The 22,060-nt window shown below is 43.2% G+C and carries 20 protein-coding genes; 2 read left to right on the top strand and 18 right to left on the bottom strand.

Annotated features, from left to right (window positions below):
• Positions 1 to 24 precede the first annotated feature (24 nt).
• The 12 genes from ACTNDS_RS10770 to ACTNDS_RS10715 all read right to left on the bottom strand — a co-directional run bounded on the left by ACTNDS_RS10770 (position 25) and on the right by ACTNDS_RS10715 (position 13,747).
• Positions 25 to 654 (bottom strand): cyclodeaminase/cyclohydrolase family protein, encoded by a 630-nt coding sequence (locus tag ACTNDS_RS10770; protein ID WP_019161830.1) that lies wholly within the window; start codon positions 652 to 654, stop codon positions 25 to 27.
• Positions 655 to 730: 76 nt separating this feature from the next.
• Positions 731 to 1,396 carry a DUF3786 domain-containing protein gene (locus tag ACTNDS_RS10765; protein WP_441035651.1) on the bottom strand — a complete coding sequence of 222 codons (666 nt, stop codon included), beginning with the start codon at positions 1,394 to 1,396 and terminating at the stop codon, positions 731 to 733.
• Positions 1,397 to 1,557: 161 nt separating this feature from the next.
• Positions 1,558 to 3,498, bottom strand: a complete 1,941-nt coding sequence (acsV, locus tag ACTNDS_RS10760; RefSeq protein ID WP_441035649.1) for a corrinoid activation/regeneration protein AcsV — start codon at positions 3,496 to 3,498, stop codon at positions 1,558 to 1,560.
• Between the two features lie 118 nt (positions 3,499 to 3,616).
• Entirely contained in the window at positions 3,617 to 4,402 is a 786-nt protein-coding gene (gene acsE, locus ACTNDS_RS10755; protein ID WP_118331018.1) for a carbon monoxide dehydrogenase/acetyl-CoA synthase methytransferase subunit, read from the bottom strand.
• 100 nt (positions 4,403 to 4,502) lie between these two features.
• Positions 4,503 to 5,861: an acetyl-CoA decarbonylase/synthase complex subunit gamma gene (gene acsC / locus ACTNDS_RS10750; protein ID WP_441035646.1), complete on the bottom strand. Its 1,359-nt coding sequence runs from the start codon at positions 5,859 to 5,861 to the stop codon at positions 4,503 to 4,505.
• A 22-nt stretch (positions 5,862 to 5,883) separates the two neighbouring features.
• The gene (gene acsD / locus ACTNDS_RS10745) at positions 5,884 to 6,828 is read right to left on the bottom strand and encodes an acetyl-CoA decarbonylase/synthase complex subunit delta (RefSeq protein WP_303242445.1); all 945 of its coding nucleotides are present in this window, start codon (positions 6,826 to 6,828) and stop codon (positions 5,884 to 5,886) included.
• A gap of 408 nt (positions 6,829 to 7,236) precedes the next feature.
• The gene (acsB, locus tag ACTNDS_RS10740) at positions 7,237 to 9,363 is read right to left on the bottom strand and encodes an acetyl-CoA decarbonylase/synthase complex subunit alpha/beta (RefSeq protein ID WP_441035644.1); all 2,127 of its coding nucleotides are present in this window, start codon (positions 9,361 to 9,363) and stop codon (positions 7,237 to 7,239) included.
• A 26-nt stretch (positions 9,364 to 9,389) separates the two neighbouring features.
• Positions 9,390 to 10,154 carry a nucleotide-binding protein gene (locus ACTNDS_RS10735; protein WP_441035642.1) on the bottom strand — a complete coding sequence of 255 codons (765 nt, stop codon included), beginning with the start codon at positions 10,152 to 10,154 and terminating at the stop codon, positions 9,390 to 9,392.
• A gap of 44 nt (positions 10,155 to 10,198) precedes the next feature.
• Entirely contained in the window at positions 10,199 to 12,091 is a 1,893-nt protein-coding gene (gene cooS, locus ACTNDS_RS10730; RefSeq protein ID WP_441035640.1) for an anaerobic carbon-monoxide dehydrogenase catalytic subunit, read from the bottom strand.
• Positions 12,092 to 12,267: 176 nt separating this feature from the next.
• Positions 12,268 to 13,038 (bottom strand): nucleotide-binding protein, encoded by a 771-nt coding sequence (locus tag ACTNDS_RS10725; protein ID WP_441035638.1) that lies wholly within the window; start codon positions 13,036 to 13,038, stop codon positions 12,268 to 12,270.
• A gap of 117 nt (positions 13,039 to 13,155) precedes the next feature.
• The gene (locus ACTNDS_RS10720) at positions 13,156 to 13,338 is read right to left on the bottom strand and encodes a CooT family nickel-binding protein (RefSeq protein ID WP_019161841.1); all 183 of its coding nucleotides are present in this window, start codon (positions 13,336 to 13,338) and stop codon (positions 13,156 to 13,158) included.
• 13 nt (positions 13,339 to 13,351) lie between these two features.
• Entirely contained in the window at positions 13,352 to 13,747 is a 396-nt protein-coding gene (locus ACTNDS_RS10715; RefSeq protein ID WP_019161842.1) for a hypothetical protein, read from the bottom strand.
• A gap of 337 nt (positions 13,748 to 14,084) precedes the next feature.
• On the opposite strand from ACTNDS_RS10715, the gene ACTNDS_RS10710 reads away from it, so the two are divergent.
• Positions 14,085 to 14,912 (top strand): aldo/keto reductase, encoded by an 828-nt coding sequence (locus ACTNDS_RS10710; RefSeq protein WP_279589607.1) that lies wholly within the window; start codon positions 14,085 to 14,087, stop codon positions 14,910 to 14,912.
• A gap of 73 nt (positions 14,913 to 14,985) precedes the next feature.
• Here ACTNDS_RS10710 and ACTNDS_RS10705 read toward each other — a convergent pair whose 3' ends face one another.
• Genes ACTNDS_RS10705 through ACTNDS_RS10690 form a run of 4 tightly spaced genes read right to left on the bottom strand, consistent with a single transcriptional unit; the run spans position 14,986 to position 19,366 of the window.
• Entirely contained in the window at positions 14,986 to 16,008 is a 1,023-nt protein-coding gene (locus ACTNDS_RS10705) for an NAD(P)H-dependent glycerol-3-phosphate dehydrogenase (protein ID WP_441035633.1), read from the bottom strand.
• A 34-nt stretch (positions 16,009 to 16,042) separates the two neighbouring features.
• Complete coding sequence (gene plsY / locus ACTNDS_RS10700) at positions 16,043 to 16,693, bottom strand: glycerol-3-phosphate 1-O-acyltransferase PlsY (RefSeq protein ID WP_441035630.1); 651 nt, start codon at positions 16,691 to 16,693, stop codon at positions 16,043 to 16,045.
• Positions 16,694 to 16,695: 2 nt separating this feature from the next.
• Entirely contained in the window at positions 16,696 to 18,021 is a 1,326-nt protein-coding gene (der, locus tag ACTNDS_RS10695; RefSeq protein ID WP_441035627.1) for a ribosome biogenesis GTPase Der, read from the bottom strand.
• Positions 17,984 to 19,366 (bottom strand): DUF512 domain-containing protein, encoded by a 1,383-nt coding sequence (locus ACTNDS_RS10690; protein WP_303242451.1) that lies wholly within the window; start codon positions 19,364 to 19,366, stop codon positions 17,984 to 17,986. Before ACTNDS_RS10690 ends, der begins: the two co-directional genes overlap by 38 nt.
• 176 nt (positions 19,367 to 19,542) lie before the next feature.
• Between ACTNDS_RS10690 and ACTNDS_RS10685 the strand changes: the two genes are divergently transcribed.
• Complete coding sequence (locus ACTNDS_RS10685) at positions 19,543 to 20,712, top strand: ribose-phosphate pyrophosphokinase (protein ID WP_441035624.1); 1,170 nt, start codon at positions 19,543 to 19,545, stop codon at positions 20,710 to 20,712.
• A 43-nt stretch (positions 20,713 to 20,755) separates the two neighbouring features.
• On the opposite strand, the gene pgeF is transcribed toward ACTNDS_RS10685, so the two are convergent.
• Together pgeF and ACTNDS_RS10675 are read right to left on the bottom strand one after the other, a co-directional pair.
• On the bottom strand, positions 20,756 to 21,619 hold the full coding sequence (pgeF, locus tag ACTNDS_RS10680; RefSeq protein ID WP_441035622.1) for a peptidoglycan editing factor PgeF: 864 nt from the start codon (positions 21,617 to 21,619) through the stop codon (positions 20,756 to 20,758).
• Positions 21,620 to 21,669: 50 nt separating this feature from the next.
• A complete protein-coding gene (locus ACTNDS_RS10675; protein ID WP_441035620.1) occupies positions 21,670 to 22,026 on the bottom strand; it encodes a YraN family protein in 357 nt (118 codons plus the stop codon).
• Between the last annotated feature and the right edge of the window lie 34 nt (positions 22,027 to 22,060).

The raw sequence follows: 22,060 nt of genomic DNA, 5'->3' as shown, positions 1-22,060 counted from the left end.
ATTGCACTCATTTTTCAAAAACTATTATTTCAGTCTGCCAAGTACGCTGTTAAATGTGTCATCTGCGATCTTTGTATATTTTTCAAGCATGGCATCTGCTTTTCTGTTTAATTCTTCTGCATACTCTCTGTCAGCCATGGATTTTGTGTTGATGTATACGTTCAGGCTGGCACCCTGTAATGCTGCCTTACAGAAAGCTGCACCAACACCGGCATCACTGATAGCAAGCTTGGAGCCCTTTGCGCCGAATTCTACGATCAGCTCGATTGCTTCACAGCATTTCTCCATGATTTCCATAGGAACGGAGCAGGCATCTTTTAATACGATCTCCATGACTCTTGCTTTCTCAGCTTTTTCTTCCTCTGTCTCTTTTGGCATTCCATATGCTTTGGATAATGGTTCGAATACTTCAGCATCACGTTCGATCAGACGAAGGAAATCCTTCTGAAGCTGATCACATTTTGCTTTTAATTCGTACATTTCTTCTTCAACATCCGCATATTTCTTTTTTCCTACAGTAAGGCTTCCTACCATATTGCCAAGAGCTGTTCCTACAGCACCAACCAGTGCAGATGCACCGCCGCCGCCCGGAACCGGAGCTTTGGAAGCTAATACTTCAACGAATTCTGTACATGTACTTGTTGAAAATCCCATCTTTTTTCTCCTGTTTCATATAAATTTTGGCTTTAAAAATTCTTGTTCTCCTGTATCATAATGCTGATACCACAGCTTATTTTAATACACCCAGATAAGCCTTGAGAGAACCGATGATCACATCTCCCATTACCGCCATATCCTCAGCCTGGAAGGATACAGGGAAATTATCTGAAAAAAGGATCTGTGAAGAAGGTGGAAATTCCTCATCCCCTTCCCAGAGGATCATCTGTATTTTATAATCCGGGAAAATTTCTACTTCATAGGCAATATCTCCATGTTTCACTGAAACAGCTTTGATATGCTCCATGATCGCCTTGAAATCTCCCAGACGATTTCCATAGGAAAATGCCAGACGTTTGATGCATCTGCCGTCAAACTGTCTTAAATATACTTCTCCCCATGGCATCTCACGGTATGTCTTAAATTTTCCGGAGCTCTCAGATTTCACACCGTTTAAAAGAAAACGGATAGTCAGGATTCTGGCATAGATCATGTTCTCCAGGGGATAAAAGCCCTTATCATCCGGAGTATGTGTTACTTCAAAATCCGGCCATGTAATCTGATACTGTGTTCCAAGAAAAGTTAAAGTAAGTTTTTTTGTTTCTTCATCGTAAGGAATAGACAGTCTGGAAGCAATTTCCTTCGGATCTGCAGCTGCAAACTCCTGAGTATAATGCTCCCATGGCATTCTTTCCTTACTGTCTTTTTCATAATTTAAGTCATTTAAGCTAAATGCCATATAAATCTCCATAAGCAGGGCAGATCAAAGGAATCTAAAGATCTGTCCTGTTATTTTTATTTCTCTAGATATTCATAATTTCTCATAGTCAAGCGGATATTCGCAATCCGCTTCGCTACTTGCTCATAACCGAATAACTGCTCCGCAGTTTATCAGAATCATCAGCGGTTCTGGATCTCTTCCATTACAGTTGGGAACATACCTGTATCTGTATGAGGAATGAAACATGCACCAACAAATTCATCCATATAGATCGGCACTGTAGAAAGTTCCATATATGTCATATTGGAAGCAAGTTCATAAGTCTTCTTCTCTGCCGGTGTTGACAGAAGCATCAGATAGGCACCTGTCAGAGAGGAGTTACCAATGTAGTGGAATTTCTCAATGGGGATATCCGGGAACATACCGATGTTGACTGCATTCTGCATGTTGATACCGCTTCCGATACCGCCTGCAACATACACATCATCGATCATGCTCACATCGAAATCCAGAGAAGTAAGCATTGTACGGATTGCTGAGAAGATGGCACCTTTGGCACGGATGAAGTTATCAATATCAACTTCTGTGATCTCAACATCTTTTACAGAACCTGCCTCTTCCTCAAATGCCAGGACATAGCTGCCCATTCCGTATTTGTCATGTTTGATTCTCTTTCCTTCACGGATAAATTTACCCTTGGGGTTGATGATTCCGCAGATATAAAGTTCACTGATCACATCGATGATACCGGATCCGCATAAACCTACAGGTTTGGTTCCCGGATCACCTACGATCTTGTAGGTGGGCTCCATAGTCTCTTTGTCAATGGTACATGCTTCGATGGCTCCATCTGTGGCACGCATACCACAGCTAATGTCACCACCTTCAAAGGCAGGACCTGCAGAACATGCACAGCTCATCATAAAGTCTGAGTTTCCAAATACAAGCTCTCCGTTTGTACCAAGGTCGATAAACAGTGAAAACTCCGGCCTGTTCCAGATCTGGCTGACCAGGGTTCCGGCTGTAATATCGCCGCCTACATAGCTTCCGATATTCGGCGCCATAATAATATGAGCGTCTTTATTAATATCAATTCCCACATCAGAAGCAAAGAGAGAATTGGTCTTAAAGAATGCAGGGATATATGGTTCTGTACGTAATGGATCAGAATTAATTCCTGCAAACAGATGATTCATAGTTGTATTAGATGCCACGCACATTCTGTATATGCGGTTTTTAGGGAATTTGGCACTTTTGCACATCTCGTTGATCATCGGATTGATGGTTTCTTTGATCACAGCATCCTGCAGCTTTTGCTGGCCGCCCGGTTTCTGTGATTCTACAATTCGGTTAATAACGTCTGCACCAAAACGAATCTGCCCGTTTCCGGCAGAACTCTTTGCCAGAATTTCACCGTTTTCCATATTGATCAGTACAGCGGAAACAGTTGTTGTACCAATATCAATTGCCAGACCACCGATTACTACATCTTCGTCTTTACCGAAGATATCATACACAAACATATCGTCAGAAGTAGCGCGGATCACACATTTTACTGAAAAATTACTCTCTCTCAATACATCCGGAAGCTTTTTCAGAACTGCATAAGGGATTCTGACTCTGCTGATATTCAGATACTTCCGCAGTGCTCTTGTAAGTCTCTCGTTATCCGGCATTGTGTCATCCAGAGACGGAGGATCCATTGTGACATCCACAACCTCCAGACTGTTTTTCAATTCGATGCCTGCAAGTTCTACATCTCTTTTGGCATTTTCAAAAATGGCTATTTCCTCTTTAGAGCTTAAATCAGCTACTTTCATTCTGCTCTTATAGGCAGATGCAATATCAGGTACCAGCACATCTACATCAGCACTGATTTTACTGCAGCAGGCAAGGCGCCATCCTTCCTGATATTCCTCATCAGAAATATGTAATGTCTTTTTGCTTTCCAGTTCTCCGCTCTTTAACTGGACACGGCATTTTCCACAGGCTCCGTTTCCGGAACAGGGTGCATCGATGGCCACATTGGCTCCACGAGCTACCTCAAGTAAATTATCCCCCGCATTGGCAAACGATTCTACCACACTGCCATTTTCGAATGAAAATGTTACCTTAAACATTCGGCAACCACCTTTCTCATAGTCGTTAATAGCCTGTAATAAAACAAGGGCTGAAGACCGAAGCCTTCAGCCCCCATAATTATGTATTCAATTAAATACGCTTTTCGGATAATACTGATTAGATTTCCAGATAGGAATCTGCATACAGTGTATTGCCTTTGAATACATCACAGGATTTAATAGTTTCCATCAGACGAAGGTCGTTAGGGTTAACGATCGCAGATGTAAGACCGTTCATCATAGCCATTGCTACAAGAGCAGAGTCCATGATCGGACGGATATGTTTTGGCATACCGTTACTGTTGTTAGAAAGACCACCTGTGGAGTTCAGTCCCATTTCAGAGAACATTTTGATTGCTTCAAGAACTTCCATCTGTTTGTCCTGCATTCCCTTTACAACCAGGAATAACGGGTCAAACCAGAGATCTTCAGCTTCCATACCAAGAGACATACCTCTTTCAAGCATGTTCTGGCAGTGCATCATACGTTCATCATTGTCTGCTGCTACCATACCGGAAGAGCAAAGTGCGATACAGATGGCATCGTTTGCTGCTGCAAGGTCGATATTTGTGATTCTGTCACCAGCATCAGCAGAGTTAACGATCGGTTTTCCTTTTGCTCTGTTATATACAGAGATACCAGCTTCAATAGCTTTCTTGTTTGTTGTATCCAGTGCAAGCGGAACATTGTCAAACTCTGACTGAAGGAGCTGTACTGCCCATTTCATCAGATCTTCTCCGTCGTTCTCAGCAGGTCCGATGTTTACATCAAGGTAAGTAGCACCAGCGTCAAGCTGCTGTTTTGCTCTTTTGATGATCGGCTCTGGATCTCTTTCTGTAAATGCTTTGTTTACTGCAGGTGCAGTAGTGGAAAGTCTTTCTCCGATTGTTACAAATTTTGCCATAACCGTGTTCTCCTTTTTATTTATTTACACAGGATATAACCTGTATGCTTCTTATTAAATGCCAGACCGGTTCCATGACCGGTCCGGCATCTCACACCGATTAGATCTGACCGTCTGCCTGCATATCCTTTAAGAATTTAACAAGCTGTACAGCTTCTCTTGGTCCAACGATGATTTCCCATCCAGGAAGTTTTGCTTCAAGGTCACCCTTAAGAACTGCTACCTTACCTGGGATAATAAGCTTTCTGGATTTTACCTTAGGCTCAACATTTTCTTTGATGTAAGCGGAAATGCTGTTGCCGGAGAATTTACCAGCTGCCCAGGATGTCAGTACGGAAAGTCCGCCTGCATCATTGATTACCAGGTTAAGCGGAACACCGGAACGCTCCAGCTCGCCGGATACAACGAAATATGTAAGAGCAAAGTCTACAGTAGTAACTACTACAGAATTCTCATCAGCACCATTTAATGGATAGATGCCTGGCTCAACTTTCATTGGCTTCTGTGGGTCAGTATAAACGTTCTGACGCAGACCATATAACGGAAGAGCTTCTGCATATGTCATCTGCTCCATAACGATGATAGAACCATATTTCATTGTAAACATAGATGCTAAAGCTGCCTGTAAGTGAAGGTCACCTTTTGCAATCTTAACAAGGTTTACGATAGATGGATAACCAAATGTTCTGTCCTGATCTTTCAGAGCTGCACGACGAACCTGTACAGTGTTTGCAAAGGTTTCTTTGATGTCAGCACCTGTTGTATCAAGAACAAGGTTCTTGTTTCCAAGTTTTTCAAGAGCTGCTGTTGTATCATATAATTCATTTAAGTCTTTACCGGATACACCGAGAACAACACCTGCTTCTGTAGCAACTGCGTTCATTGCTTCATAGTTGGAAGCATCAGCACCGTTTAAGACCGGTTTGCTGTCTTTACATACTGCAAGAGCTGCTTTTGCGATTTCAGGATCTTTACATCCAAGAACTAAAGTTCTTCCAAGACCTGCTGCTTTTTCTACAAGTGCAGTATATTTAGCTGCATCTGCGCCTTCGCCACAGTTTACATATACAAGTTCAGCGTACATTCTTTCACCGATACGGTCATAATCTACCTTCGGGATTTCTGCAAGCTTTGCCTCTACTGCAGCATCATCCATATCTGTGCACAGAGCTACTGCATATCTTGGCTTGCTTACAAATGTTTTTTCATGTCTGAATAATACTGTTTCTCCACCCAGAGTGTGCTCTTCTGCACCAGTACCAATTTTGATTGTCTTCATTGGCGGAGCAGTTGCCTCGGAAAGAGATGCTAAAGCTTCCTCAGACATATGCGGACATTGTTCGATTTTCATAGCGCCCTGAGCAACTTTCATAGAGAAAGCCATACATGTTGGGCATCCGCATTCCTTACAGTTTTTCTTTGGTGTTAATTTAAAGATCTGAATACCATTCAGTGCCATTTTATTTGTTCCTCCTATTCAATTACGCAAGTGCTTTGATCATTCTGGAAATAGTTGCAACAGCTTCAGGATGTCTTAAGATGACTGCATCAGATCCGGCTGCAAGGTCAGCAGCAGCTGTCATAACTTCCATATCGATTCCACGCTCTTCTTCCGGTCCCCATTCAGGCATGTCAGCTTCAGAAGCTGTAGCTTCTTTTACGCCCCATGTCTCAGCGGATACCGGTGTAATGATAGGCATCTGCAGCATGTTATCATTCTGAGATAAAGCTGCACCTTTGATACGGTCCATTGTAGATACAACGTACTCATATCCATATCCGGCAGCAGCACTGCCGATATTCATAACGATCTTCTGTGCGTTAACGCCTAACTGAGTAGTTACAACGTTAAGCTGTTTAGCAAGGTTGATATCTACGGCAGATTCTGCACCTACGATCTGATCGTAAGCAAGTCCTGCTGCAGCACCGATTGCTTTATAGTTTTCTTCTTTTTCAGAAAGGATCAATACATTTCTTCCCTGAAGAGCTTCAGCTACTTTTGGAAGAAGTTCAGCGTCTTTTTCTACGTTCTTGCATCCTTCTACTACTAATGGTGTATCAATGGAATCTGCAACGTCTTTTACAACTGCAATAAGTTCATCAACAGATTTGTTTACACCGTTCGGATCTCCGCCTTCAAGGATAAGCGCTACAAAATCAGCACCTTCCATAGCTGCTGCTTTTTTAGCCATTTCTCCAATTGTGGAAGCTCCGTCATAGTATGCTTTGATACCTTCGGATACAACATTCTCAAGACCCATATCAGAAATTTCCACACCGATCTTAGGTGCGTTTTCTGATGGTGCATCAAAAGAATAAAATGGATAAGTAGAGTCTCCGCCGATTGTTACAGTCTTATCTCCGCTGCCAATGGTGACTGTATTAATCTTTGCATTGAATTTCTGAAGTTTCTGATTAAACGGCATTTTTTTGGCCTCCTTAAAAAAATTACTGTGTGTATGTATCTTTTCGCAGACTTACACATTCTGTCGAATGTAGTATACAACATTATCATACTTATTGACAAGAGCAGGATGTTATGTTTTGTTAAAAATGCGACAATCTTTATACTGTATCTATGAATATAGCAACTGATCATACATTTATCGCTGACCGGCCATACACTCCGCACATATTACCGGGCAGCATATATTACATCCATACCTTATCTTTACGAAATATAAGTGCTGTACTTTCACACGATCACAATATTGTCCGTCTTTGAACATAATATACTATGGTTTTTATATATACGCTGTTTAGCGTTTAAACCCGGAGGCTTTCAATAAGCCTCCGCATGACTCACATAATACCTCCGGGAAAACCACCATGCTTTACATCATCGGATCAAGACCTAATGCCGGATGTCCTTTCTCTGTAAGGAAACCAACCAGTGTTTCTGGATCAGTTGCAATTGTCTCATCACCGATCATATCTGTAAAGTTTTCAATTCCGTAGAGTTCTTTTGCTGTGTTGTTAAGACGCTCAGCAACAAACTCTTTCAATTCTTTTGGCATCCATACGATACGTTCAATACCGCCTTCTGCCTTCATGAACTTCTTGGAGCTGATGAAATGTTTACCATGTCCCATGAAACCAGGTGTCTGAACACCACCACCTGTCATGGATGCCATTTCTGAGAATGTCATTCCAAGAGGTGTCATGCCTGCATACTCACGGTTAGCGATAACAACACCATTGGAGAATGGCTCGATACCGCAGATACACTCGAAGCATCCGCATGATGTCATAGGATCCTGCATGATAGAGTACAGTGTAACGTGCTCTAATGCACCCTGGGAGAATTTCTTAACAGCTTCATCTACGTCTTCATAAGAACCAAGGTTCTCATCAATAGGTCTTTCTTTTGTAATTACCTGGCAAGGTCCGTTTGGATCCAGCTCGTTGGTAGCTTTTGCATCCAGCCATGAAACGGCACCGCAAAGTCCAAGTCTCTCAGGTGTAACAACACATACGTGAGACGGGGAGAATGCCTGGCAGAGGATACAGCTGTAATATACATCTACAGATTCGTCTGTCAGAGTATTCAGACGGTCATCACGTTTCTCGAAGATCGGGATAGCAACCTCATGACGGATTCTTGTACACTCAGCAGGATCTGTATAAATAGTAACTTCACATTTATCAACAACTGCGTCAAATTCGTTCTTAACCTGTGTATAGAGAACTTCACCGATATGTTTGATCTTGAAGCCTGCAGCAAATGCATCTTTGCTGATACGGATTCTCTGCATATCTCTCTGTCCTGTGTGGTATACACCTTCGATACAGTTGATATAGTTATGGAACTTACGCTCGATAACCGGTTCAAAGTCAGGCTGCATGTTTTTACCTGCAACTTTAACAACATATGCAATGCTGTTCTTGCTGCCAAGTTCCATGTCGTCTACTTCCGGACCAACAACAGTGATCTTGTGGTCTTCTACTTCGCTTGATTCGCATGTATGTACAAGCTCTGCACAGTCTACACGGGAACCGTCAAATTCAACCTGCATGTCTTTACGACGGATGATCTCACCTTCGAATGCAGATGCGAAAGCAACCGGGATATCGATGTTTGTAATTTTGATCTTGATGTCACGTGCTTCCAGAGAAGTTGCATTCCATTTGGAGATGTCTTTCTGGCAGATCAGGCTCTTCGGTACTCTTGCAACATCTTCCTGGTTTGTGATAACCGGGAATCCAAGAGCGATAGCGCCTGCACCACAAGCTACGATCACATCATTTAACGGTGCAAATGCATTAACAAATGCAGGTACACGTTTCATTGTGTAATCCATCAGAGTTGCAGCATCACCTGGTTTTACGTTACCGAAGATAAGAGCTGCACGAAGTGCTACAGATACTACATGGATAACTGCTGTAACGTCTTTTCCAAGCGGGATAACACGTACGTTAGCACCTGTCTTGTATCCAACTTCCTCTAACTGGTCAATAACGTCACCAACCAGAGTGATCAGGATACCCTGAGACTGATAGGATTTAACAAGGTCTGCTGCTTCCTGAGCGGAAGGAGCTTTTCCAAGGATAACTGCTACACCAGGGATATCGCCTGTTACAAGCGGTACACCAAGTTCACGGATCACTGCATCTGCAAGATGTCCGTAGCAAGGAGCTTCATAAGGAACTGCTCCGTCGATATATTTCAGAACTTCGATAAATTCTGCGCAGAGAGCTGTAGCAACACCTGACATAAATACGTCATTTGTTCTTTTTTCTCTTGTCATAAGAGTTTTTACTACTGCAAGAGCATCTTTTAACTCTGCAAGAGTTCCAACCTTTGTTCCTGTTACTGCATAGTAGCATGGTAAGGAATATGCTGTATCAGGGAAGCTGACTGCTTTGTCAGCGCCGTATTTTTCAATTGCCTGGTTGATGGCACCTTCTGTAAGTCCATAAACCGCGTCATTTCCCGCAAAAACACTTTCAAATAAAGTCACTTTGTTTACCTCCTAAATATATGAGATTATTGACGATCTATCTTTTCTTTTATCTTAATGATCTCATCAGTAACTGTTTTGCTGAAGTCATAAGGGGACTTGCCCTGTCTGTCTGCATCAATTACTTCTGTGTTGTAATGGATCATTCCTAAAAGATCTTCCTGTGGAATCCGTTCTCTGATAAAGTTTTCGTCATCCTCGTTGCGTACTTTGTTTGCAACAACCTTTACCTGAGCTACTCCCAGATCCTTTGCCAGACGTTTTACATTCTTGTATGTCTGAACACTTCTTGCACCCGGTTCGATCACTACGATAAATGCGTCCATTCCTTCTGTGGTTCCTCTGCCGAGATGTTCCAGGCCGGCTTCCATATCAAGAATTACCACATCTTCTCTTCTCAGTACCAGATTATTAATAATACGTTTCAGCATTACATGCTCCGGACATACACATCCGCCGCCGCCTGTCTCGACAGTTCCCAGGACAAGGAGACGCACGCCATTGCAGACCTTACCATATTTCTCCGGGATATCGTCTACCTTCGGATTCAGATGATAGAACTGATTTCCCGCAGTGGCACCTGTACGTTCTTCCACAAGCTTACGCATTTTGGAAATTGGTACAATAGAATCCAGTGTTTCTTCATCAAAGCCTAATGCAAGACCAAGATTCGCATCCGGATCCACATCTGCTGCAAGTACCGGTCTTCCCTCTGCTGCATACAACCTGGCCAGCGTTGCTGCAAAAGTAGTTTTGCCTACGCCGCCTTTTCCTGTAACCGCTATTTTCATTTTACGTCATCCACCTTTTATTACATTTTTAAGATCACAGCAGATTAGATTCCTAATGCTGTTCTCTTCTCTTCGATTCTTTCGATCATCAGATCAACTAATTTCTCAATATCTGTTTCTACTGTATAAGCAGCTCCTGTCCATTTTCTTGTTCCCTCTGTAAGAAGCTCTCCCATTTCTGAAGAACCGGAAACATATGGATCAACACCAAGGAATGTATCAATACCGGTACCTACTACATAGTTACCGATGGATACAGCTTTTTCAGACATCCACTCAGGAGCACATCCAACTACAGGAAGCTGATTAATCTGAAGACCTGCATCTTTTGCAAGCTCAGCAGCAAGGATCATCATACGGGAAATATCTACGCATGATCCCATGTGGAGTACCGGTGGGATATCAGCCAGTTCACAGACACGTTTCAGACCTGCACCGCAGAGATCTTTTGCAGATTTGTCCATAAGACCTGCTTTTGCAGCTGCCTGTGCTGAACATCCGGAAGCAATGACAATGATATCATTGGCGATACATTTCTTCATCAGCTCGATATGTGCATAGTCAGGACGGATCTTAGGATTGTTACATCCAACCATAGCAACAGCACCACGGATAACACCAGAAGTAATGCACTCAAGTAATGGTTTTGTTGTTCCTGTCTCATCAACCTGAGAGTTTGTAACACCGTCAAGAACCTTAACGATTGCTTCTACGGAATAACCAACTGTAGCTTTCTGTTTCAGCTGTGGGATATGTACAAGTTCAGGTTTTCTGTTCTTGAAGTTGTCAATAGCCATCTTGACGATTGCTTTTGCATTCTCTCCTGCTGTCTCAGCATTGAATCTGATAAATTCAGCATCAGGCATCTGAGCGATCGGAGAAGTTGTGATAAATTTAGTATGGAAGCATTTGCTTAAAGGTCCTAATGCAGGGAAGATACACTGAACATCTACTACGATCGCTTCGCAGGCACCTGTCAGTACTACATTCTCCTGCTGCAGGAAGTTACCGGCCATCGGAACACCGCGACGCATAGCTACTTCGTTTGAAGTACAGCATACACCGGAAACAGTGATTCCTTTTGCTCCTACAGATTTTGCATAATCGATCATTTCTTTGCTGTCTGCATATTCACAGATCATCTCGGAAAGACTCGGATCATGTCCGTGTACAACGATGTTTACATTCTCTTCAACCATTACACCAAGGTTAGCTTCAGTGTCAATTGGCTTCGGAGTTCCGAATAATACGTCAGAGAACTCTGTTCCCATCATGGAACCGCCCCATCCATCGGCAAGACCGCAGCGGATAGACTGTTTTACAAGAGCTTCCGGAAGAGAAGAGCATCCCATATGAGCCATATGTAAAGAAGTGGAAACTTCACGGTCGATAGCACGTGGTGCAATTTCATTTTCAATCAGTTTCTCTTTCTGTCCTGCAGGCATTCTGTCAAGGAATCTCTGATATCCAAATGGTTTACCATATTCCATCAATCCTGTCTCAGCCATTTCATGAGCCAGATCATAGATATCTTTTCCTTCTGTCTCTACGCCCCATTCTTTTGCGATACGGATCAGTTTCTCAGGATCTTTTACCTGATAGTTTCCGCCGTCTTTTGCACAATATAATGTGTGGCAGATTTCACGACCGTGATCAGAGTGAGTAGCTGCACCACCTGCTGTAAATTTCAGGAAGTTTCTTCCTACGATACCATGGACGTCACATCCACAGATACCTCTTGGTGCTTTAGGGGTAATACGACATGGTCCCATAGCACAGATACGACAGCAGACACCCTGCTCACCGAATTTACAATGTGGAGTCTGGTTTTTTACACGAAGCTGCCATGCGTCAGCTCCAACCTTTGCACCTGTCTCCAAAAGTCTGGCAGTAGCCTCTTCAAACTCTTCCACTGTAGTTAATTTGAATTCACTCATTATAGACCTCCTTTAATTCTGGTTTGTGCATTTTATATGCACTTAATATATTTTTAATAATCCCATTGGCAAGAACCCATCCCTACCCATGGGTTATTTTAACATAAAAAAACTCAAAGCAGTAATACGCTGACAGCCCCTGACTGTGCGGAAATGTACAGTCAGGAACATATTTCCTATAAATCCAGTTTGTCAACTATGGCTCTCAGTGCCTTCTTCACAGGATTATCTTCCGGAAGCCTGCTTGTAGGACGGCCTTCACAGTCATATTCATATACTGCTTCATCCTGAGGAACTACTCCAAGGAGTGTAAGTCCCTGTTTCTGGATTTCCTCTTTGATTCCCTCATTCAGTTCTCCCTTGGGAGCTCTGTTGATGATCAATCCTACAGTCTCCGGATGCATATCACATTCTTTGATCAGTTCTGCAATTCTGCCAACTGCCTGTACACCTCTCCGTGAACAGTCGCTGACAAGGATTGCTGTCTGCATGCTGGGAAGGACACCTCTACTGATATGTTCCATTCCCGCCTCATTATCTACTACAAAGTAAGGATAATTATTCTGATATTTGGCCAGCTGGGTCTGTAAAAGGCCATTTACATAGCAATAGCAACCCTTTCCCTGAGTCCTGCCCATTACCAGAAGATCAAAATCATCATCCTCCACCAGGGCATCCTCGAAACGCATCTCCGCATAATCTGCCTTAGACATTCCCTTTGGGATCGGACTTTCCTTTGCAAGTTCTGCACGAGCGATTTCCTCACGTACATCGCCTAAAGTAGTTTCAACCTCTACTCCCAGAACCTCATTCAGATTTGAATTTGCATCAGCGTCCACTGCCAGAATCGGTCCCTTACCCATTTCACACAGATATTGGATCAGCATTCCGCATAATGTTGTTTTTCCTACGCCGCCTTTTCCTGCGACGGCAATAACATGTGCCATAAAACCAGGTGCCTCCTAAATTTTTCTTTCAAGCGGATAAAATCATCCGCTTCGCTACTTGCACATAACCGAATAACTGCTACGCAGTTTATCAGATTCTATACTGTTCTCAAAAGCCTAGTCACATTTCAGCTTTACAATACTGTTTGCAAGATCAACCATAAGGATGCTTCCCTCTACAACTCTCTCATCCCCCATAATATCACGGAGAATCAGTTTGTTTCCATCCACATCGATTCTTGCTACGTTTTTGAAAATAACAGAATCATCGCTTTCCTTAAATACTGTTGCCAAACACATGTGCTGTCGCCTCCTATTTCATCTCATCTTTAACAAGTGTCAGAGCAAGTCCAAGACGCATATTGCCTTTCTGGAAATCAGACACTGCTTCCTTGATTGTCTTACATGCAGCGTCCATTCCCATTTTTGCCAGATTATCAGCCATCTGATCCAGTTCCTGAGCATGATGCTCATTATGCTGAAGCATGTAAGTCAGCAGTGCAAGCGTTTCATTCTTGCAGTCTCCCTCCTGACAGCTTCCGCAATGTCCTGTCTCACAGCCATGATCTGTATGTGTATGTCCATGGTCATGTCCCTCTCCATGTGAATGCTCATGAGTATGGGTAGTTCCATCTGCATGAGTATGCTCATGGGTATGTCCGTGTCCATGCTGGACAAGATTACCATTCTCATCTTTGATTAAATGCATATAAATGCCCCTTTCTATACTGAAAACTCTCCTGTTCCTCTATTTACGGGCACTTCAGGGCAGTCTTCATGACAATAAATTATCAATTTAATGTCATTATACATCTTTCCGGTAGTTTTAGCAAGGTATTTGACGTAAATAATTACTAAAAAATTCTGAATTCAATGCCTATATATGGTCTATTTTACAAAGTGTGTTAACGCTTTAACCAATATGTTATCTTGTTAACAATGTAAAACATGAAAATATCATAAAAACAATGTACATATTCTATAAGTATATGGTATAATTAATCAGATTATTGTGTTAAGTATATAGAAGAATTGGAGGAATCATTTTGGAAAATACAGTTTTTCTGAATACCAACAGAGAAATGCCTTTATTAGGGCTTGGCGTATATAAGGCAACAGGAGAAAACGAAGCAGAAAATTCGATTATTTCTGCAGTAGAAAGCGGTTATCGATTGATTGATACTGCTTCGGCATACAAAAACGAAGAAAATGTAGGCCGCGGCATTGCCAGATGCGGAGTTTCCAGAGGAGAGCTTTTTGTAACCACCAAGGTCTGGAATACTGCCCAGCGCATCGGAGATATCCAGGGAGCCTTTGACAGAAGTCTGGAGCGGCTGAAGTTGGATTATGTTGATCTTTATCTGATACACTGGCCGGTTCCGGGCTGTTACCTGAGTACCTGGAAAGAGCTGGAGAAAATTCAGCAGTCCGGCAGGGCACTTTCCATCGGCGTCAGCAATTTTGAGATCCGTCACCTGGAGGAGCTGGCAAAAATTTCCAATGTTGTTCCTGCAGTAAACCAGATTGAATGTCACCCCTTATGCTATCCCAAAGAGCTGATTGATTACTGCCAGAGCAGAGGCATTCAGATTCAGGCATATGCTCCCCTTGCAAGAGGAGCTTATCTGGATAACGATGTCATGTGTGTATTGGGTACCAAGTACGGCAGAACTCCTGCGCAGATCGGACTTCGCTGGGCTGTACAGAAAGGTATCTCTGTTATCCCCAAATCCAGTCACCCTGACAGGATCCAAAGTAACAGCCAGATTTTTGATTTTACTATTGAACAGGAAGATATGGATATTCTTGACACTCTCAACCAGGATTTTCACAGCTCCCATATCCCGGAAGACCTTAGAGATGTAATCTTTTAATCTGAACAATTCTATTAAAAAAGTTCTTGAAATCTGTTTTGGATTTCAGGAACTCTTTTTAAACTCTTTTTAGTTATTCTGTTTCATTATTCCAGGGAAGCATAGGAGTCTCAACCTTTTTATCGCGGACCATCAGATCGATCACTGCCTCAGATGCGGATTTTCCTTCAAACAGTACTTTGTTCACCTCTGCAATAATAGGCATTTCCACTTCATATTTCTCTGCCAGTTCTTTACCGGCTTTTGCGGAATAAACACCCTCTACGATCATCTGTACCTCAGCCATGGCCGCTTCCATAGAATATCCCTTTCCCATCAGATACCCGGCTTTGCGGTTACGGCTGTGAACACTTGCACAGGTAACAATCAAATCACCGATTCCGGACAGACCATAGAAGGTCTCCATTCTGGCGCCCATTTTTACTCCAAGTCTTGCAATCTCTGCAATCCCTCTTGTGATCAGGGCTGCCTTCGTGTTATCTCCATATCCAAGTCCGTCTGCAGTACCTGCAGCAAGGGCAATTACATTTTTCAAGGCTGCTCCAAGCTCTACCCCAAGCATATCCGGTGTTGTATATACACGGAAGACCGGACTCATGAAAATACCCTGGAGATATTCAGCTGTCTCTCTTCTGCGAGAACTTACCACACAGGTAGTAGGAAGTCCTTTGCCCACTTCCTCCGCATGGCTGGGCCCGGAAAGCACAGATACCTCTGCACCGGGAAGCTCCTGTTCAATGATCTCGCTGAGAGTCATCAGTGTTTTCTCTTCCACACCCTTTGCAACATTTACAATTCTCTGGCCCTTTTTCATATAAGGAGCCATCCGTTTACAGGTGCTCCGGATATAAGGAGAGGGAACTGCAAGAACCGCTACATCTGCATCTCGCAGACTCCGTTCCAGATCTGTGGTAATATCAATTGCCTCTGGTATCTTTACTCCCGGAAGTTTGCTTACATTCTCCCGCTTTTCTCTCAGAACATCAATTTCCTCTCCCAGGGCAGACCATAAAATTACCTCATGCCCATTATTATGAAGAAGTAACGCCAGTGCTGTTCCCCAGCTTCCCGCACCTAATACACTGATCCTAGCCATAAATACACCTCTTTTTCCTTCCCTTACTCAGGAATTATTGATTCTTTTTCTTTTTTCCCAGATAAATCTGACTTTCTGTTCCGTCCAGAAGCCGTTGGATATTCTTTTTATGACGGAAAAGCGCCAGAACTGTCAAAAACGCCATTACCACATAAAGCTCCAGCATGTGGCTCTGATCCATGTGATAATCTCCTCTCTGCCCGAATACTACCATCAAAATAAAGGCAGTCACATAAGCACTGATAGAGCAGAGAGAAACATAATGTGTGGCAAAAAACAATGCAAAAAACACAACGGCACAAATCAGCAGAAGCCGCCAGTCAAAGGCAGCCAGCAAACCTACAGAGGCTGCAATTCCTTTTCCTCCTTTAAAATTAAGGTAAAAGGGAAAATTATGCCCCAGGATACATCCGGCTGCTGCATACAGGCTCAACAGAGGCAGAATATCAGCATATCTGTCCTCGAACAGTGCCCGGACAATAAGGATCGCAACCACACATTTCAGACAGTCACAAAGCAGATTCAGGGCTCCCGCCTTTTTGCCCAGGGTACGCATTACATTGGTAGATCCCAGATTACCGCTTCCCTGCTTGCGGATATCTGTATGATAGATTTTTCCCATAATATATGCTGTTTGAAAAAGTCCGCACGCATATCCAATCAGTAAACAGATTATACGTTCCATAACTATTCCTTTTCACCCCGTTCGCGGACAATAAATTTCAGCGATGTTCCTGCAAAACCAAAAGCGTCACGGATTTTATTCTCCAGATATCTTGTATATGAAAAATGCATCAGTTCTTTGTCATTGACAAAAATCACAAAGGTAGGCGGTTTGACAGCCACCTGGGTCATGTAGTAGATCTTCAGACGTTTGCCCTTGTCTGAAGGCGGCTGCTGCATAGCCACTGCCTCAGAAAGAATCTCATTGAGAACACCGGTCTGAATACGCAGGGTCTGATTTTCAATAACCGCATCAATGGTCTCAAACATTCTGGAAATCCTGAGCCCTGTTTTTGCAGAAATAAATACAAGCTCTGCATAAGGCATGTATGCCAGAACCTCCCGGATACGGTTGGTATGTTTATAAATGGTCTTGTCATTTTTCTCAATAGCATCCCACTTGTTTACTGCAATGATCACACCCTTGCCCCGCTCATGGGCAATTCCGGCGATTTTGGCATCCTGCTCGGTAACTCCCTCAGAAGCATCGATCATAACAATGACCACATCTGCCCGCTCCACTGCAGTAACTGTACGGATCACACTGTAACGTTCAATCTCCTCTTTTACCTTACCCTTACGGCGAAGTCCGGCAGTATCAATAAAGATATAATCCTTTCCCTGCCACTTCACTCTGGTATCTACCGCATCTCTGGTAGTACCGGCAATATCTGAAACAATTACCCTGTCCTCGCCCAACAGCTTGTTCACCAGCGATGATTTTCCTACATTTGGTTTTCCCACAATGGCAATTTTCGGAATATCCTCATCCTGCTCTGTATCCGCATCCTCCGGGAAATCCTTGATTACTTCATCCAGCATATCACCCAGGCCCATACGGTTTGCTGCAGAGATAGGGATGGGCTCTCCGATTCCCAGATTATAAAACTCGTATACATCCATCATAAATTTCTGTACACTGTCTACCTTATTTACCACAAGGACTACAGGCTTTCCGCTTCTGCGGAGCATATCCGCTACCTTGGCATCTGAATCCACCAGTCCCTGGTGCACATCTGTAATAAAAATAATTACATCTGCTGTATCAATGGCAATCTGTGCCTGCTCCCTCATCTGGGAGAGGATAATGTCACTGCTGTCCGGCTCAATACCACCTGTATCGATCATGGTAAAGGTTTTGTCCAGCCAGGTTACATCTGCATAAATCCTGTCTCTGGTTACACCCGGTGTATCCTTTACAATGGAAATCTTCTCACCTGCCAGTGCATTAAACAGGGTGGATTTACCTACATTAGGCCTTCCCACTATTGCTACTACTGGTTTGCTCATATATTTGTCTCCTTTTTATTTTTTTATGGTCGGGGGGATTGATCACGCAATCCACAAGATCTGCTCCCGGTTCATCTACTACCACCAGCTCTGTTCCCAAGGCTTCCCTTATGTCATCCACTGTCAGGTCATCCAGAAAAACATCCTCGCCGCTTCTGAGCATATTACAGGGGATCAGGATTTTCTCTCCCAGTTCTCTGTCCTTCAGCTGTTCTCTCAGATCTGCACCGGTGATCAACCCGGAAACTGTAATTCTTTCACCAAAAAAATCATTTCTGATAGTGTAAACATTTACTTTTATATTAGGAAATTTTTCCTGTATCAGTTTCATATATTGTTGAATAAAGGGAGCCGCAAGCTTTCCTGTTGCCACAGAAGCTGTAAACTCTCTGTTATCCCCCTCCAGTCCGGCCAGTCTTTCCTTCACTTCCGTTTCCAGGAGACGCATCATACCCACACCGTTTTCCAACTGCAGATATCCGTCATAGCGGGTCTCCTCAGGAAGTTTTTTCCCTGCCAGGATATACCACTCATCTGAAGCGTGGATAAAATGGATTCCATGGCGCTCCATCATGATCTTCTGCCAACGCTCCACCTGTTCGATCAGGTACTCTGCATCTTCTCTGTCAAAGGGCTCCAGCGGATAAAGGCCATCCCTGTATTTTGAAAGTCCCACAGGCACTACCGATACGCTCTGAAGAACCGGTGCATATTCAGAAAGCTTCTCCAGGCTGTATTCCAGTTCATCCCTGTCATTGACCCCCTTGCACAACACGATCTGTCCATTCATGATCACACCGCCCTGGTACAGCTTGTCTACCTTTTTCAGTGCATCTCCGGCAAAACGATTGTGGAGCATCTTACATCTCAGCTCCGGGTTCATGGTCTGAAAAGACACATTGATAGGGGAAAGATGAAACTTTATAATACGATCCAGGTCATATTCGCTCATATTAGTAAGGGTCACATAATTCCCCTGCAAAAAAGAAAGTCTGGAATCATCATCCTTGAAATATAAAGTTTCCCGCATATTGGGCGGCATCTGATCGATAAAGCAGAAAATACAATGGTTGGAACAGGAGCGATAATCATCCATAAGACTGTTTTCAAATTCTACTCCCAGATCATCCTCATAATCCTTCTCAACCTCAAGCTCCCATTCCTCACCGTTTTTTTTGCGGATCAGAAGCTCTACTACCTCATCATTCATCAGATATCTATAATCAAAAACATCCTCCACCGGCTGGCCGTTAATGGATACCAGTACATCCCCTGGTTCCAGTTCCAGTTCCTCCCCGATACTTCCGGGCAGCACTCTGGAAATCACATGCATATTTTTTTTCATTAATATTACTCCAATACTACTTCATAAATATCAAAAATGATATATACGATTATACCGCTACCTTAGCATAACAATTTTATAAGAAAAAATCAATAAATTCCTTGACTGGATTTAGGTCAAATGTTATAAACTATATTGGAATCAAATATTTTTTCAAACTACTTAGGAGGAATATTATGCCAAACATAGAATTATTGGAAAAATCCATGCCTGTAGCTCCTATTCGTATTGCTGCCCTTGGCTGCCCGGAGCTTGCCCAGGAGGTAGACAGAAAACTGGTGAAATTCCGTAAGGAACTGATTGCAAAAAAACAGCTCAGTATTATTCCCCAGGGCTACAGCGAGGAATCTTTCATGGTTGAATGTGAATGCCCACGTTTCGGAACCGGCGAGGGCAAAGGCTATATTAAGGAATCCGTTCGTGGTACCGACCTTTTTATTATGGTGGATGTTACCAATTACAGTGAAACCTATACTGTATGTGGCCATGAGAATCATATGTCACCGGATAATCATTTCCAGGACCTGAAGAGAATCATCTCTGCAGCCACAGGTAAAGCACACCGTATTAATGTTATTATGCCATTTCTCTATGAGGGACGCCAGCACAGACGTACCAAGAGAGAATCTCTGGATTGTGCGCTTGCACTGAAGGAATTAAGCGACATGGGTGTATCCAACTTCATCACCTTTGATGCCCACGATCCCCGTGTACAGAACTCCATCCCTTTGAATGGATTTGATAATTTCTTCCCTACCTATCAGTTTCTGAAGGCTCTGATCAAAGGCGTGCCGGATCTGAAGGTAGACAATGATCATTTGATGATCATCAGCCCGGATGAGGGCGCTATGTCCCGTGCCGTATATTTTTCAAATATCCTGGGTGTGGATATGGGTATGTTCTACAAGAGAAGAGATTACTCCGTTATTGTTAACGGCAAGAACCCTATTGTTGCTCACGAATTCCTTGGTGACTCTGTTGAGGGCAAGGATGTGGTAGTCATCGATGATATGATTTCTTCCGGCGGAAGTATGCTGGATGTGGCCAAACAGTTAAAAGAGCGCCATGCAAAACGTGTTTTTGTGTGCACCACCTACGGCCTTTTTACTGACGGACTTGCAAAATTCGATGAATATTACGAAAAAGGCTGGATGGACCGTGTGATCACCACCAACCTGAATTACCGTATTCCGGAACTTCTGGATAGGCCTTACTACATTGAAGCAAATATGAGTAAATATCTGGCAAGTATTATGGATATCATCAATCATGATGTATCTGTAGAAAAAGTACGTTCCAGCAATGAGAAAATCATGTCTCTTATGGAAAAAATAAACGCAAAATAAAAATAACGGCAGCAAACATTTTTACGGTTTACTGCCGTTACTTTTATTTCTTCAGCCCCAAAAAGGCTCCCAGATTTCCTCTTTTTCCATGAGAGGCTCTGTGGGAAAAAAGCAGTTCCGGATTGCAGCAGGTACAAAGATTCGGCATGGATATATGCGCCGGCTGAATCCCGGACTCCAGAAAGACAATACGATTAGCCTCCCAGAGATTTAACTGGTATTTCCCATCTGTCTTTCCATAGAACAATATATCCCAGTATTTTCTGTCAAAAGCATCCTTCACATGTTCGATTACATCTTCACTTACCTCATAACACTCCTGACAGATGGAAGGCCCCACTGCCGCCAGGATATCCCCGGGATCGCATCCATACTCCTCTGTCATTTTCCTGATTGTCACATTTCCGATTTTCTGGACAGTTCCTCTCCATCCGGAATGGGAAAGCCCTACTACTCTCCGTTTGGGATCCACAAAATATAAGGGAACACAGTCTGCATAAAAGGTGGCCAGTATCAATCCCGGCACATCTGTGATCATACCGTCCACATCTGTATAATCTCTGGGTCCGGTAATTCCCTTTCCTCTGTCTTCAGCTGTAACCTTTCGCACATTGGCTGTATGGGTCTGATCGGAAGTTACAACATCTTCTGCGCAAAAGCCTATGGCAGCAGCCAGTCTGTCATAATTTTCTCTGACTGCCTTTTCCTCATCTCCCCGGGTAAAGCTTAAATTCATGGAGGTGTAAATTCCCTGGCTTACCCCTCCCAATCTGGTACTGAATCCATGAATGATTTCCTCCTGAGAATCAAGAGCCGGATAGGTCAGATATACTACACCATTCTTATCATGTACCGTCATTTTCTGTGCATTTTTATCATGCCATTTTATTTCAACCATTTTATCCATCTGTTTTTCTCCTAAATTCCCGCCACAGCCGGAAACCGACAGTATTTCCTTCAACTCCAGCAGTCAAAAGCATTTTTGATCCAGGTAAACTGGTTTCCGTCAATTCCTATCACATCAAAACGGCAGAGCAAATCCACGTTATGATATTCCGCTGTAAGAAAGTACTCTGCCACCCTGCTGATCACCCGCTGTTTGGCAGGAGTCACAGCAGTCAGTGCGCTTCCCGAAACTGCGGTATTCCTATATTTTACCTCTATAAACACAAGATACCTGCCATCCCTGGCGATCAGATCAATTTCACCTGATCTGCAGCGATAATTCTTGCGCAGGATCACAAGTCCCTGCTTCTCCAGATAAGCAGCGGCTGCTGCCTCATAGCAGCCACCTGTCCTTCTCTTATTCTGCATGTAAAACTCCTGGTCTCTTTTTTGTAGGTATCTT

It is taken from the genome of Blautia sp. HCP3S3_C12 (assembly GCF_052064155.1).
Classification (GTDB): Bacteria; Bacillota; Clostridia; order Lachnospirales; family Lachnospiraceae; genus Blautia_A.
The sequence above is the reverse complement of the archived record's forward strand: the minus strand, read 5'-3'. Positions and strand labels throughout refer to the sequence as shown.

What these genes read in the sequence shown, in the direction of transcription:
- ACTNDS_RS10770 (WP_019161830.1), bottom strand. Translation starts at nt 654, where the DNA reads ATGGGATTTTCAACAAGTACATGTACAGAATTCGTTGAAGTATTAGCT.
- ACTNDS_RS10765 (WP_441035651.1), bottom strand. Translation starts at nt 1,396, where the DNA reads ATGGCATTTAGCTTAAATGACTTAAATTATGAAAAAGACAGTAAGGAA.
- acsV (WP_441035649.1), bottom strand. Translation starts at nt 3,498, where the DNA reads ATGTTTAAGGTAACATTTTCATTCGAAAATGGCAGTGTGGTAGAATCG.
- acsE (WP_118331018.1), bottom strand. Translation starts at nt 4,402, where the DNA reads ATGGCAAAATTTGTAACAATCGGAGAAAGACTTTCCACTACTGCACCT.
- acsC (WP_441035646.1), bottom strand. Translation starts at nt 5,861, where the DNA reads ATGGCACTGAATGGTATTCAGATCTTTAAATTAACACCAAAGAAAAAC.
- acsD (WP_303242445.1), bottom strand. Translation starts at nt 6,828, where the DNA reads ATGCCGTTTAATCAGAAACTTCAGAAATTCAATGCAAAGATTAATACA.
- ACTNDS_RS10735 (WP_441035642.1), bottom strand. Translation starts at nt 10,154, where the DNA reads ATGAAAATAGCGGTTACAGGAAAAGGCGGCGTAGGCAAAACTACTTTT.
- cooS (WP_441035640.1), bottom strand. Translation starts at nt 12,091, where the DNA reads ATGAGTGAATTCAAATTAACTACAGTGGAAGAGTTTGAAGAGGCTACT.
- ACTNDS_RS10725 (WP_441035638.1), bottom strand. Translation starts at nt 13,038, where the DNA reads ATGGCACATGTTATTGCCGTCGCAGGAAAAGGCGGCGTAGGAAAAACA.
- ACTNDS_RS10720 (WP_019161841.1), bottom strand. Translation starts at nt 13,338, where the DNA reads ATGTGTTTGGCAACAGTATTTAAGGAAAGCGATGATTCTGTTATTTTC.
- ACTNDS_RS10715 (WP_019161842.1), bottom strand. Translation starts at nt 13,747, where the DNA reads ATGCATTTAATCAAAGATGAGAATGGTAATCTTGTCCAGCATGGACAC.
- ACTNDS_RS10705 (WP_441035633.1), bottom strand. Translation starts at nt 16,008, where the DNA reads ATGGCTAGGATCAGTGTATTAGGTGCGGGAAGCTGGGGAACAGCACTG.
- plsY (WP_441035630.1), bottom strand. Translation starts at nt 16,693, where the DNA reads ATGGAACGTATAATCTGTTTACTGATTGGATATGCGTGCGGACTTTTT.
- der (WP_441035627.1), bottom strand. Translation starts at nt 18,021, where the DNA reads ATGAGCAAACCAGTAGTAGCAATAGTGGGAAGGCCTAATGTAGGTAAA.
- ACTNDS_RS10690 (WP_303242451.1), bottom strand. Translation starts at nt 19,366, where the DNA reads ATGAAAAAAAATATGCATGTGATTTCCAGAGTGCTGCCCGGAAGTATC.
- ACTNDS_RS10685 (WP_441035624.1), top strand. Translation starts at nt 19,543, where the DNA reads ATGCCAAACATAGAATTATTGGAAAAATCCATGCCTGTAGCTCCTATT.
- pgeF (WP_441035622.1), bottom strand. Translation starts at nt 21,619, where the DNA reads ATGGATAAAATGGTTGAAATAAAATGGCATGATAAAAATGCACAGAAA.
- ACTNDS_RS10675 (WP_441035620.1), bottom strand. Translation starts at nt 22,026, where the DNA reads ATGCAGAATAAGAGAAGGACAGGTGGCTGCTATGAGGCAGCAGCCGCT.